The organism is Chitinophaga agri (assembly GCF_010093065.1).
GTDB classification, from domain to species: Bacteria; Bacteroidota; Bacteroidia; order Chitinophagales; family Chitinophagaceae; genus Chitinophaga; species Chitinophaga agri.
In genome coordinates this window covers 2,520,818-2,534,023 of sequence record NZ_CP048113.1, presented here as the reverse complement: position 1 = coordinate 2,534,023, position 13,206 = coordinate 2,520,818, and the positions used below count along the sequence as shown (strand labels likewise).

10 protein-coding genes are annotated in these 13,206 nt (G+C 47.0%); 3 read left to right on the top strand and 7 right to left on the bottom strand.

Annotated elements, in window-relative coordinates; translation table 11 throughout:
* Nucleotides 1-396 precede the first annotated feature (396 nt).
* The 3 genes from GWR21_RS09785 (at nucleotide 397) to GWR21_RS09775 (ending at nucleotide 3,419) form a co-directional block, all read left to right on the top strand.
* The gene (locus tag GWR21_RS09785; RefSeq protein WP_162331560.1) at nucleotides 397-891 is read left to right on the top strand and encodes a lysozyme; all 495 of its coding nucleotides are present in this window, start codon (nucleotides 397-399) and stop codon (nucleotides 889-891) included.
* 260 nt (nucleotides 892-1,151) lie between these two features.
* The gene (locus GWR21_RS09780; RefSeq protein WP_162331559.1) at nucleotides 1,152-2,027 is read left to right on the top strand and encodes a helix-turn-helix domain-containing protein; all 876 of its coding nucleotides are present in this window, start codon (nucleotides 1,152-1,154) and stop codon (nucleotides 2,025-2,027) included.
* A gap of 441 nt (nucleotides 2,028-2,468) precedes the next feature.
* A complete protein-coding gene (locus GWR21_RS09775; RefSeq protein WP_162331558.1) occupies nucleotides 2,469-3,419 on the top strand; it encodes a hypothetical protein in 951 nt (316 codons plus the stop codon).
* Here GWR21_RS09775 and GWR21_RS09770 read toward each other — a convergent pair.
* The 7 genes from GWR21_RS09770 to GWR21_RS09740 form a co-directional block, all read right to left on the bottom strand.
* Nucleotides 3,364-3,927: an adenylyl-sulfate kinase gene (locus GWR21_RS09770; RefSeq protein ID WP_162331557.1), complete on the bottom strand. Its 564-nt coding sequence runs from the start codon at nucleotides 3,925-3,927 to the stop codon at nucleotides 3,364-3,366. The genes GWR21_RS09775 and GWR21_RS09770 overlap by 56 nt on opposite strands.
* Nucleotides 3,928-3,931: 4 nt before the next feature.
* On the bottom strand, nucleotides 3,932-4,882 hold the full coding sequence (locus GWR21_RS09765) for a hypothetical protein (protein ID WP_162331556.1): 951 nt from the start codon (nucleotides 4,880-4,882) through the stop codon (nucleotides 3,932-3,934).
* Nucleotides 4,882-5,562 (bottom strand): aspartyl/asparaginyl beta-hydroxylase domain-containing protein, encoded by a 681-nt coding sequence (locus GWR21_RS09760; protein ID WP_162331555.1) that lies wholly within the window; start codon nucleotides 5,560-5,562, stop codon nucleotides 4,882-4,884. Before GWR21_RS09760 ends, GWR21_RS09765 begins: the two co-directional genes overlap by 1 nt.
* Before the next feature lie 109 nt (nucleotides 5,563-5,671).
* Nucleotides 5,672-6,412, bottom strand: coding sequence for a hypothetical protein (locus GWR21_RS09755; RefSeq protein ID WP_162331554.1), 741 nt, complete (start codon nucleotides 6,410-6,412; stop codon nucleotides 5,672-5,674).
* A 50-nt stretch (nucleotides 6,413-6,462) separates the two neighbouring features.
* Nucleotides 6,463-8,028 carry a glycoside hydrolase family 28 protein gene (locus GWR21_RS09750; protein ID WP_162331553.1) on the bottom strand — a complete coding sequence of 522 codons (1,566 nt, stop codon included), beginning with the start codon at nucleotides 8,026-8,028 and terminating at the stop codon, nucleotides 6,463-6,465.
* Nucleotides 8,029-8,174: 146 nt separating this feature from the next.
* Complete coding sequence (locus GWR21_RS09745; RefSeq protein ID WP_162331552.1) at nucleotides 8,175-9,290, bottom strand: hypothetical protein; 1,116 nt, start codon at nucleotides 9,288-9,290, stop codon at nucleotides 8,175-8,177.
* Nucleotides 9,291-9,306: 16 nt separating this feature from the next.
* Nucleotides 9,307-13,200, bottom strand: coding sequence for a PAAR-like protein (locus GWR21_RS09740; RefSeq protein WP_162331551.1), 3,894 nt, complete (start codon nucleotides 13,198-13,200; stop codon nucleotides 9,307-9,309).
* Nucleotides 13,201-13,206 lie beyond the last annotated feature (6 nt).

Genomic DNA, 13,206 nt, shown 5'->3' with positions numbered 1-13,206 from the left:
TCCTCATAATCAGCATAGAAGTGCACCAGTCTTTTCATGAGCAGGTACACATCTACTATTATACCGCATCTGAAAAAGAGTGACGGCTATAAAAAGAGTTTCCAGCGGGCATTTTCGAACCACTGTTTAACACATTGTTTGGCCGTCGCTAGTTCGTCGCTAGTTCGTCGCTTGTTATATCAGACTATAAGAAAGTCCCTTCAGGGGGCATTCAGGACAAAAGTGCTACGTGTTACGATTCATCACAGTCTAAAAAGACCTGCACCATAATTATGGGCAGGATAAAGAATGCGGATATTCGATAATATATAGAGTCTGTGATACTCTTATTCTTGATAAATAATAATATTATTATATCTTTAGCGCCTCACATTTATAATATTTTAATCTCAAACTATGGAATTAGGCGCACAAGGTGAAAAGCTCATTAAACATTTCGAGAAATGCCGTCTGACCTCATACCAGGACAGTAAAGGTGTTTGGACTATCGGCTGGGGTAACACTGTTTACGAAGACGGAAAAGCAGTTAAAAAAGGAGATGTGATCACACAGCAACGCGCTGACACGCTGTTCGCAAATATTAAAAAAGGCTTCGTAGCCGATGTTAATAAACTGACTGCCGGTATAAAACTGAAACAACAGCAGTTCGATGCCCTGGTTTGTTTTGCGTACAATGTAGGTAGCGATATGAATAAGAACGGTATCGCTGAAGGGCTGGGTGACAGTACCCTGCTGAAAGTGGTGAAGGCCGACCCCAAAGATCCTTCCGTTGTAATAGAATTTCTGAAATGGAACATGTCAGGTGGCAAGGTGCTGGACGGTCTGACCCGAAGACGTAAAGCTGAAGCTTACCTCTACATGAGCGGCGAGGTAGAATACTTCGATTATTAATTGATATTACCCGGTAGGTTTTACCCGTTCCTGCCGGTCCTGATATAGATGGTGCTAACCAGGGTATGCCCCACACAACTACTCACCAGTATAGTGACAAGGCATACTCCGGCGGCCTGTCTCTCCATGCTGGTGCTGTCTTCCTGATATTGTTATTCTCCTCCTGTCATTACCCACTTCCCCAATGAATTGATTAATTTCGCCTGCCGTTGCTGCCAGCGACGCAATAAACAATATCCACTTATTTCAAGTGAATCAGCATGGTGAAAAAGGCCTTTCCGGTGTACGACGTGGGTACGCTAACCGGATACAAAGATGATGATATACAGATCAGCAGGTTCGCGCCTTACCTGAGTGTACATGAGAATCTGCGCGAAGCGCATAAGCATAACTTCTATCACGTCACGCTTTTTACAAAAGGAGCGGGGACACATACCATCGACTTTAAAACATTTACAGTAAAGCCTTACCAGATCTATTTCATGATCCCCGGACAGGTACATGGATGGCAGTTTGAAGGGGAAGTAGACGGGTATATCATCAATTTCTCTGTGAGCTTTCTTCAGTCGCTGTTGCAAAAGCCGGATTACCTGGAACAGTTTCCCTTTTTCAGCGGAGATGTGGAGGAATCTGTGATAGATCTTCCCGAAAGCCTGCATGGACCGGTGACCGCGATCTTCGAGGACCTGATCTCGGAGCGTGAACAGCGGGCCCGCCTCTCTGTCGATATGATCCAGGTACTGATGCTGCAGTTGTTCATCCGGATCGGACGTGTCAGTTTTGAGCGATCGCCCGTACAGACCAATACGTACAATTATATACTGCTGAAGAATTTTCAGAAACTGATAGAGAAGAATTATACGACACTGAAGTTGCCGAAGGATTATGCAGAACTACTGTTCATTACCCCCAATCATTTGAATGCGCTATGTACAAGCACCCTGGGGGCCTCCGCGGGTGAGCTGATCCGTAACAGGATCATCCTGGAGGCTAAACGCCTGCTGGTAAACAAGGATTCTACGATCACGGAGATTGCCTACCAGCTGGGTTTTGCTGATAACTCCTATTTCACGAAATTTTATAAGAAATACACCGGACAAACACCGGAGGAGTTCAGGAAAAGCTTTCGTTACTGAGTCTTAATGGTTAAAGCGTCAGCAATACCGCCGCTACTGCAAGGATAGCTGTTAATGCCACTTCGATCCAGATTTTGCGGGCCATCCGCTGTTGTTGAACGTGCGCGTTCGCTGTTGTGGAATGCATAATTGTGGAATTGTTTGTTAGTCAGTCTGCTGTAAGTAATTTCAATATACTAAAAATTCACATCATCCGCAGCAAATCAGTACTTTTTAGTATATCGCCAGCCTGTGCCGGGCAGAGACCCGTAGTTTCTGTACCTTCAGCGGCACAACATTAGCCCTTATCATATGAAAAAAGACCGCGCTATTCTTTTTGCCTGATCGTTCGCCCTGGATTACAGTCCCGGCCTTGCGTAGCGCTAAAGATGTAAATCACAGTTTTCAGGGAGCACAGGATCACGCATAAACGATTACCTTTACGCCCACTTTTATATGACTATGAAGCGATTAATCATTAGCCTATGTTGCAGCCTCGCCCTTGTAATGAGCTGCTTCGCCCAGGACGGAGAACTGGAACTGAAGAACATCCCGGATACCATGTTGTCCCCCACCCGTGTGCTGGAAGTGCCTGATCCGTTTGATGGTATAAAAACGTTGCAAAAGTTATTCCCCGGGAAATACTACGATCTTAAACATTCTTCAACCTACAGGGATCAGCTGATCAACTGGGAATGTAAGTCCTGTAAGCCGAAAGGATATAATGATACGAATGAGGATGAGCCGTATAATTTCCCCTATGAGGCGGGTACCGCTACTCGTTTACTTAATGTGATCAGTTACAAAGACTCCGCCGGTACGCAATACAAGATGCTCACCTTTAATCATTCCGAGTACGATGCTGATGGTGCGCAGACCGTTCGTTTCAGGGGGGGCACATTGGGTATTGCAAAGTTCTCATTATCGGGAAAGGTATGGTCCCTGAAGTTCTTCCAGCCGGCTGTAGGCGCCTACGGCGCCTTTTCCCAATGCCCGAAACCGGCACCTGTATTGATAGGCCATGACCAGTACGCCTTTATGCTGCAATCGCAGAATGGTCCGGGTGGCGGTCCATTCCGGACTACATTATTCCTGATTGCCGGTACTGGCGGTACCTACAAGCAAGTGCTTGCGGTATATGGTGCAGAAAGCACGGAAGGTGGCGATGACGAAGAGCTGTCTTCGTGGACCTGTACTTATAATGCTCCTGAAAGTGACAAACGTTTCTTCCGCGATATCATTGTCACGATGAAAGGAACATACGTAGCCGGAGATATTGAGAGTTTGCCGGAGGAAGTACAACCTTACGCGAAGACCAGGAAGAAAGGTACTTTCACCCTGGTGAGGCGCTATGTCTTTAAATGGGGGAAAGGTTATGTGTCGCAGGGTCCTGCCGGTGTAACCGTCGACTAAGAAATTGAACGGCCGCCGCCAGTGCCTGCGCACTGTCTGTAAGGCCGGTATCTATGATCAGGTCCGGACTGGCTGGTATCTCAAACGTATCATTCAGTCCGGTCAGATTATGGATCTTGTCTGGATGCCCATCTGGTAGTAACGCCTTCTTGTATAATCCCTTCGGATCTCTGCTGATCAGTGTCTCAATATCACATGTCAGCCAGATTAAAGCTGCATTGTATTTTTCGCTGAGGTTGTTCCTGCCTTCTTCATACGGATTGATAGCCGCAATGATGACAAAGTCATAGTTCGCAGCAATAGAGGCCGCATAAGCCCCCAGCCGGGCTACGTTTTCCAGCCGGTCAGCTTTACTGAATCCCAGGTCTTTACACAGCGTTTGCCTGTATACGTCTCCGTCTATCAGCTTGATGGCAATATTTTGTTGTAGTCCCCATTCCAGCAGTGCTGCTGACAGGGTGGTTTTGCCGGCACCTGAAAGGCCGGTGAACTGAATGATTTGTCCCATCTGATTATTTTATCTGTGCGCGTAACTGTTCATACGCAGCATGGCTATCTGCATAAAAATAACTGGCATCTGCTGCTGCTTCTGCTTTAAATACATCACCCGTATATTTGCTGTGGTATTTAAGGCGGTTATTGAGTTCTTCTGCATCTTTTATCGCAATACCGGAGAAATCACTGAATGCCTTCATCATATCCTGTACACCATCAGCGTAGTCGAAGAAACCATTTAGAGGGTGATGCAACGCGTGGATGGCCTGTAGCTTTAAATAATATTCATACAACACCTTCGCCGTATACCGGTTAAAGTCGCCTGCAAACTGTGAAAGATCACCTGCTTTCAGCAACTGAGGAGAGATCATGCCTGGTATGGCCTGCAAGCCCCTGCGTTTATCATGAGAGGCGACGACCTGGTCGGGCCGGCGGTACAGAAAATAAAAGGGCGTATCCGGATACCATGCTCTCAGGAGTTCATAGAAATGAATATGCCAGCTGTCGAGTTTAATGATATAATCCGTCTCGCTGAAATTCCGGTGCTGTCCCATCAGGCTGACGGCCGCTTTAAACCAGCTTTCCCGTTGTTGTGGTGGGAGGTCCGGCTGTTTTTCCAGGCTGCGCAGTATCTCATCCAGTAAAGGGGCTTCTGCTATCACAATATTTTGAGGTGATGTGGAAAACGCCTGTGAAAGAAGGGTGGACCCACAGCGGGATACATGAAAGACAAACGCAGAAGGGGAGAGATGGGAGAGCGCTTTACAGGCATCCATCAGGAAGTCAGCAGTAGAAATGCTCTTCAGCGAAGACCGCTCTGCCTGTCTGTGCCTGCATACGGCAATGGTTTCATCAAAAAAAGGATGGTTCATACGGTAGTAGCCCAGGTCCAGCCAGTTGATGGTCCATTGTTGCTGTGCATAGCTGAGTTTATAGGGTATCCAGTTACGGATAGGCGGTTGCTGCATTAGTTTTCTGCTTTTAAGCTGGCAATGAGTTGCCGGGCGGTATCTGTATCCATTCTTTCCAGTTCTGCGATCATAGCGGCACGCGTAGCAGCGTCCATCCTGGCAGCGGGCGTATTATCAGCAAGATCATAACCATGCGCAGCAAACAGCTGATCACTCCATTCATTCCGGACGCAGTCCATGATCAGGTGTACCCTGGCGGTATACCCCTTGTTCACGATACCGTGTGTGCAGCTGAAATCCATATACCAGCATTCTCCGGCGGGCAGATGCAGTTTTTCGTTTTCCAGGGTGAAGTACACATCCGGATTGGTTACGATCGGGATGTGTATCCTGAAAATGCCATTCCGGTAGCCGCATCCCTGATCTTTATGTGGTTTGATCTCGCTGCCTGGGGACAGTGACAGGAGTCTTACGGCCTCCTTTTCACATTGCCAGGAATCGATGATCTCTCTGGCGTACGGCATGGCCGCCAGTACTGGTGTATCCTGGTAGACAGCGTCCGGATGTGCCAGAATATCCTGACTATTGCCGGTTGCGGAACGTAAGGAAATACTTCTCCATTCCCCGTCGTAATCCCGGGTGTTGAAGTGAAGGGGCCAGTCCTGCTGTAGCACATTTTCCAGTTCTGTGCACAGCTGTTGGTGGTTGTAGGTATGGGAGAACCTGATGTAATTCATTGGAAATGTTAAGGTAAGGCTAAGGTAGGCGATTAAATTGATTTTTGCAGCCGTAATTATTAAGGTATTTTTAAATGTATTCAGATAAGCGCCTAATATAACCACCATCTCAGGCGGGAACTGTCAGTAGCCTTCCATTTCCCGTCCCGGATGACATACACCACCTGGCGCTATCAACAGGTTCTTCACAGATGGTATCTGATTGTCTGTTTCGTTTGCCGTGTATCATTCTGTAATCAGTAATGACGCTGTCATTAGATATCGTGATCTGTGAAGTTAACCGCTGGAAATCTATTTCTGCGGATGGCAGATGGCCGTCCCAGGAGAACTCTAATATAGGGTTTACATGGTTCTGTGCGTATAATTCCTTAAATAGATAGCGTTCTTTACCGTTGTAACTCATACCTGTACGGCAGGTTATCAGATAAAAATAGTCCTGTAATTTTCCAAAAGCAATATCACCATTTTCCCAGCAATAGTTGTAAATACCATGGCCATACAGTTGTACATTGGTGGGATGTCCTGCTGATGTTGTCTCAAATAGTATCAATCCATTGGATGGTTCATCAGGATGTAAGATGCAGACCATGTAATGATCGTGGTGGCGATAGTATTTCCCCATGATAAGGCTATCACTTAAAGGCGTCTTCTTCCGGGAAGGACTGGCTGTGTCCAGCAGGTTTTCAGCCACAACATAGGGAATGATCACTTTTTCTGTCAGATACCCGGAATCGCCGGAAAAGATAGCTCCAGAGGCTTGATCTTTTTTTGCCAGCGGTTTATTTTCACAGGATGATAATACAATAATAGGGCTTATCAGATAAGCCAACAGGGATAGTTTTTTCAACATACGATCTGCGCTGTTATTCTTTCAACAAGGCGAAGATAACTTTTAAAGCATTAATTTTTCTTCCAGGTATTCGTGTCCCAGCCTTCCGGTTTGGCGGGAACAGAGTTCGTGAACCGGATATTATTGGTAAGGTCGCCGGACAGGTTTGTGATAATTTTATTGGTGGGATTGATGATGTGTACTTTGTCAAAAGTAACGTTCCGGCTGTCTACTAGTGTCATCAGTGAATCTGGTGTATAGATCCGGGCGTTGGAAATGATAATATTGTCCGCATCTATACTCTGTACCAGCTTACTGCAATGGGCCTCTACGTTTTCCAGCCGGAAATTGGTCATAGGTGATTCGGGTATACCATCCACCCGTACGAGTGCCCTGGCACTATCCACCACAATATCTTTAGCGAAGATATTCCTGTATACTGGTGTTAACTGGTTCACCGGCAGCGCAGGTAAGCGGTCGGCCAGTGCGCCTACATACATCCTTGCGCCCAGCATGTCCCATCTGAACGCATCCAGCCGCAGGCGCATGCGGATACGTTCATAGTACAGGTGTTCTCCACCACCTCCGCGCGGACGTCTGGTCTTAAAACGGAGTCCTACTTCTGTATCATCAAATACCACATCATGTACGTACAGGTTCCTGATCATAGCCGCGGTTTCACTGCCTACGGTAATACCACCATGTCCCTGACGTGCCAGACAATGACGGATCACTACATTTTCGGTCGGCTTTCCTATCCGTAGTCCATCTTCTCCGCGGCCTGCCTTCAGCGTAAAGCAGTCATCACCACAATTTAAGGTACAATATTCTATCAGCACATTCCTGCTCGATTCTATATCGATACCATCACCGCTGGGAATACCCACAGAATTGACAGTAATGCCCCTTATAATGACGTTGTCACAGTAGATGGGTACTATATTCCAGAAGGGGGTATTTTCCAGTTGCAGGCCCTCTAAATACACATTTTTACAATTGACAGCAGAAACGAACATCGGGAGGTAGACCGGGCCGCCGTTATGTCCATCATAAATGCGTTCTGTTACGGGTTTATTGGCCGCTACCACATTTTCTATCACATCCTGCCGCATTACCTGTTTCCTGACAGGACAGCTGGCAGGTGGTCCGACCAGTTTCCCTTTACCTGTTACGGCAATGTTCTGTTGTCCGTTCGCATAGATACAGGCGCCCAGCGACATCACTTCCACACCTTCTGTACGGGTGAATACAACCGGCAGATAATCACTGATCTCTCCACCAAAATGCAGTACCGCATTTTCTTCGAGGTGCAGCTGCACGTTGGATTTTAATGTGATACGACCTGAATGCCAGTTGCCCGCCGGAATATGCACGGTGCCACCGCCACGTTTGCTAACAGCGTCAATAGCCTGTTGGATCTCTTTTGTTTGTGAATCGCCCTTTCCTTTGATCGTAACAGCATACTTCGGAAATACAGGTTTTTTGAATGCCGGTAGGGAGAAAGGAGCATGAACCGGGGCGATATCAGCGGGTAGCCTTGTGGCGCCTACTTCATCGATCGTGGGAATATGTACCTTCACCTGGGCAGGGGCCGACAGGCTGAAGCATAACAGGGTAACTGCCAGTAGCTTTTTCATAACCGGAATTTGCAGGTAAGATAGGTAATTATTATTGTTTATTTGACACTTGTTTGTTGGGCGGTGGAACAGACCGTTGTCTGTAAAAGAAAACTCCTCCGGTTGTGCCGGAGGAGTAATGGTATTATAGTCGTATACTTTCAGGTCTATTGTCTTGCGCTGATCTCCTTCTGCAGATAGGGCAGTGAGAAATATTTTTGTTGTACAATATACTCCTGCAACCCGTTATCGTATACATCCAGATTGTCGATCAGATTTGCCACGGACCATTTCGCCGGATTAGCCGCTGCATATTTTTCATTCAGTGGCATCCAGGTATTGATAATATAGGATGCGATCTTACGCTTCTGGTCTTTGTCCCAGTAAGTACGCGGCTGATTATGTAACGCCTGTTCTGCATCATCTGAATACAATAATATCGCATATTCATATAGCGCAAAGGCCATCCTTGCCTCGTTGGCATCTGCATGTGCGGTGATCCATTGCAGCAATCCTTCCCGGATCTGCAATTGCCCCTTACAGTCCTTTACAAAGATATACTCACATACTTTGATGATCTCATTGTCATCCGCTCTGCCGATATCATGCATCGCCACATCATTTAGCTTCTGATCTGCGGTGTAACCGAAATGTAATACCAGGCTTTTAATGAACAAGGTATCTTCCGCCAGCAGGTATGCCAGGTCAGCTTTATTATCATTCAGCAGGTAGCGGTTCCTGGCTATCTGCACCTGAGAGAGGTTGAATACATAATGTGTACTATCCCGGAAGGTGATAAAATCACCCAGAAACGGCATGGAGAAGATAAACCGATGTGCTTTTGACACCATGACATTATCTTCTGTATAATCAAATTCATCGCCATTTTCCCTGGCCAGCAATGTGATAAACTGATCATGCTGTTTCGCGCCACAATAATTTGTCTGTAAGGCGCTTTCTCCGAAGATCTGCCTGATCTTCTGCTGGAATGCTTCTTCAGACAGCGTAACGAACTTATTATCTTTCAGTGCAGCTGCCAGTAGCGGTATGGCTATGTCCACATCTGTAGCGGTATAACTGGTCCTGTTGTGCTCATCTTCCAGGTGCTTTTGCAGCTCCATGTGTTTTCTGATTGCCGCAGCATTCATATCGTATAGTTTTTCTTCGGGCTTTATCGTGTCTGCTTTACTATCATTGATGCTACTGTCTGTGCTGCTGTTCGTTTCCGACGACTGGCAACCCATACAGTACAAGAAGGCCATAATGACTAGAAGTTGTTTCATGTTTCTTTATTATAGTCTATCGTAATCCAATATGGAAGTGATTCTGATGCACGCTGAACGCTGCATTTTTCGTGCCTTTTATCCCTGATTTGTAGGCGTAGTTGGTATTGAAGCCCCACTTGCCGGCAATACTAAGGATATTTTCCAGCGCCTCCACAAATTTTTCTTCATTTGCGTAGCTCAGCATTGCCTTTGACCATAACACTTCTCCGGCTTCCGCAGTACTTCCCGGGTAACGGAAGTCAATATCATCACCGTGTACGTGTCCCTTGTGTCCCAGGTTACGCTGATCGCTGGCCGACATATCATTGAAATATAACATGCCGGTGTAATTATTCTTAGGCAATGAATACAGGAAGCCGAGTGTTGCTGCTGCCACTTTTGGATCGGAGTAGTTATCATCTCCGCCATCCCTTCCGCCGAAACGTCCCCAGTTAGGCCCTGTATCGGGGAACGGCAGGAGTTTTTTGGCATTGACGTTCCTGACAATGGTAGCCGTTAACTTACCGCCCACATACACATCGAACTGATATTGTTTAGAGGCGTCATTCTTTTGCACCAACTCATATTTAAAGGCATCGACATCAATTTTGTAGCGGTTGTTATCTCCATCGGGTACAAGTCCGTAGGTACACTCTTTCACCTTAAACAAAACAGACGTGTTCTTATCGAATGCTTCTTTTTTCTCTGAATAGGCATCTGAGCCATTGCTCTTCACCACATTCTTACCAACTTTGATGCTGATAGGGTTGACGGCTGTTTGTCCGTTGGATTTCTCCTGTAGTCCTTTCCATTTCCAGAATGCCATAGAGGAGAGTACCGCGATCTTCACATCTGATACGACCAGATCCGGATTGGTAATAATATCCGCGTTCTCCCTTTTGGTATAGGTATTGGCATATTCATAAGCGGTACGGCCGGTCAGCTGGATCAGCCCTTTCCCGCGGAAGTTCCAGCCGTCGTTCGCCCCGGTATTACCCAGTTCCTTTCCTTTCGCCGCATCGGGGCCATAGATATAATTGGCAATGTTCTTTTCGTTTTCTTTGGTCACACCAGGGATGGCTGGTTTTTGTACGGGGCGCCCCCATAATTCCGCTTTCTGTTGTCCTTCCGGTGTGCGAAAAGGGGGGAAGTGATCATCCAGTTCCTTCCAGTAATAGTTGAAGCTTTCTCCGCCCTGCATGTGCAGTTTGGGACCCGATTCTACAGATACCTGTGCAAAGAAATGGGCCTTATTCCAGCAGGTATTCATCCCGATCTCACGCATGTATTTATTGTAGGTATCTGCGACCGTTTTCAGGGTGGCGTCATCTGCCTCTTTAAAGACCTTTTTCAGCATCGCAGGTGTAATATTTTCATTACAACGTGGACAGCCGGTCTTATTCTCCGTTTTCTCCAGTGCTTCGCCCAGTACGGCAGGGGCGATATCTTTCGCCATTTTATTCAGATTATCAGCCGCTGCGTCAGACAACTTCACATGCTGATAAAAGCTGACGTTCTTCGGATTGAAGGTGTTGGCATCCGCTACTTCTTTAGGGAATTTAAAGCTGTCTCCATTCTTCTCTTTGATGATAACAAAATAGCTGCGTAGTCCGTCGTCTATCTTTTTGTTGCCGCTTTTCAGTTTGCCGGTATCCAGTTCTACTTCCAGCAGTTCCTTGTCGTCCGGCTTACCGTGTAGCTCCATCACCATCTTATCTTCCTGTTTATAGCCATTATGCCATACCTGTAAGGTGAGTTCGTCCCCGGCGAGGTTTCGGGTTTGCCCCCGGATCTTTATTTTCTCTCCGTATTTATACACTTTATAGGCAGGGTAGTTGGTGCTGTCAAAGAAGTTCACACTGACCACCTCTTTCGCCTTGCTGATATAAACATATTTCCCTAGTTCGCTGCCGCGCAGATTACTTTGTTTTTGTGGAAAGAGGAACGTTTTACCATTAGCGGCGACTGTTTTCATATTGGCAAACTGTATCCCGTTCGGTTGCGACTGAATAGCGAATAATACATCGTATTCATCTCCCTCAAAATAGAGTTTACTCAATGCTGGTTTGAGGTCATTGGTATTCAGATCAGCATGCAGCACGCCATTCGCATCAAACTTACAGTTGGGTATTTCTTTTATATAATTGAAGTTGGTACGGTCAGCTTCCAGGATATGGACATTTACCGTCTCACCGGCAGCAGGAGGGCAGGTAATGACGATCTTTAATGTCTCATTCCAGCCGGCCTTAGGTTTGTACACACTGTCTTTATCTCCAAAATACCAGGTAGTTACTTCGGCCATATCTGCATCTGCCTCCAGGCTTTTGGTCTTTCCGTTCAGTGTAGCGGTGACCACCACCTTACCTTTCTTCGTTGCATAGATGCCGGTTGCCTTTGTGCTATGGCTACCAGCAGGCGACCAGGTAACCGGTCCGTCCAGTAACGCCTGGTAAGGCATGAGGGTTTGCGCTTCCAATGTATAGCGTTTCCCCACTACCCACTTCGTTCCACCACTTTCCACCTTTATACCGGTGATCTCGTTTTTCTTCACTGCAAACCGGCAGTCATCTTTCTGGTCGCGGGAGGAGGGGACACCTTTTTTCGCATCCCAGGCATCTGCTTTCATCACATAGGCTTCGACCACATAGTTCCCTTCTCTGGTGAAGTGATCACCGCTGAGCGTAATGGACTGGCCGATGCCGACGTCTTTTCCGTTCAGTTGCCATTTGATGCCGGTGGTCTCAAATTCCTGCAGCTGGGTAAAGTAGGTCATCTCTGTGACCTGAAAGCTCATGGAAGTCCCTGGTCGTACTACTTCTGCTGCCGGATTACTTTTGATGGCAACAACACCGTTCCCTTCGGATGTCAGGTCTCTGGTAATGACCTGTCCGTCCATACTGACAATGACTTTATAGGCAGCGGCCCCGTTGGCTGGCGTGAAGGTGATCGTGTCTTCTCCCTGTTCGCCGGCGGCAATAATGTTCCCCTGACTATCGGTAACCTGCATGGTCACCAGTTGCCTTTCTGCGGGTAAGGCAGGTGTGATCTCGTATCTGGCGGCAATGTTAACCGGTACACCCCTTCTCACCCGGTAATCTTTACCCACCAGGCGTCCCATACCGCTACCGATTTCAATATCATTTTTCAGTTTATTGATGGCTACAGTTACATCAATCGTACATTTTGTATCGGTACCTGCTGTACCATATGCCATGACCCGGTACTTGCCTGCTGCATCGAAGTTCATCTGTAGTTCCGGACCTGTTTCAGCAAAGCTCATCGCTTCTGCTTCGAAACTGTGTCCTTTATATATTTTCCAGCTGACCTTTTCTTTATCTGCCTTCGCCGGATTATAATAATCTTTGACCGAGAAGACCATTGATTCGTTCATACGGGCGGTGAGCACGGGTATGGATGTACCACTGCTTACTTCCAGGGAGGGTGTACGGGAGGCGATCTTTCCGGTGATGGACTTTACTTTTGGTATCTCCTTGTTGTTCGCCGGTTTAGGCGCCATGGGGTTAAGTGCTGTCAGTGTCTCTACTTCTACATTATCAAAATGTGTACTGTTAACCGCTGCGCTTTGCCCGTGGAAGGTGATGGAGATACAGGGCGAACCGGATACGGAGCAGATAGCCTTGCTGCTTTCTGTCAGGATCTTACCGCCGTTGGTGAGTGTTACTTTTTCATAGAATCCCTGCCACTGGGTGATAGCGGGACTACACGAGCTTCTGGTAATGGAGCAGGTGCCAAAGGTCTTTGCCTCCAGTGGTTGCCCTATATCTTTATTACTGGCAATAGGTTTGGCACTGCCATCTACATCGTTGATATAGTCACGGTCATTAGCGGATATTTTCAGCCTATCAGGGGAGCCGCCGAAGTTGCATTGGCATGTGGCTCCCTGTACGACAAAATGTTTATCGGCCATACTACA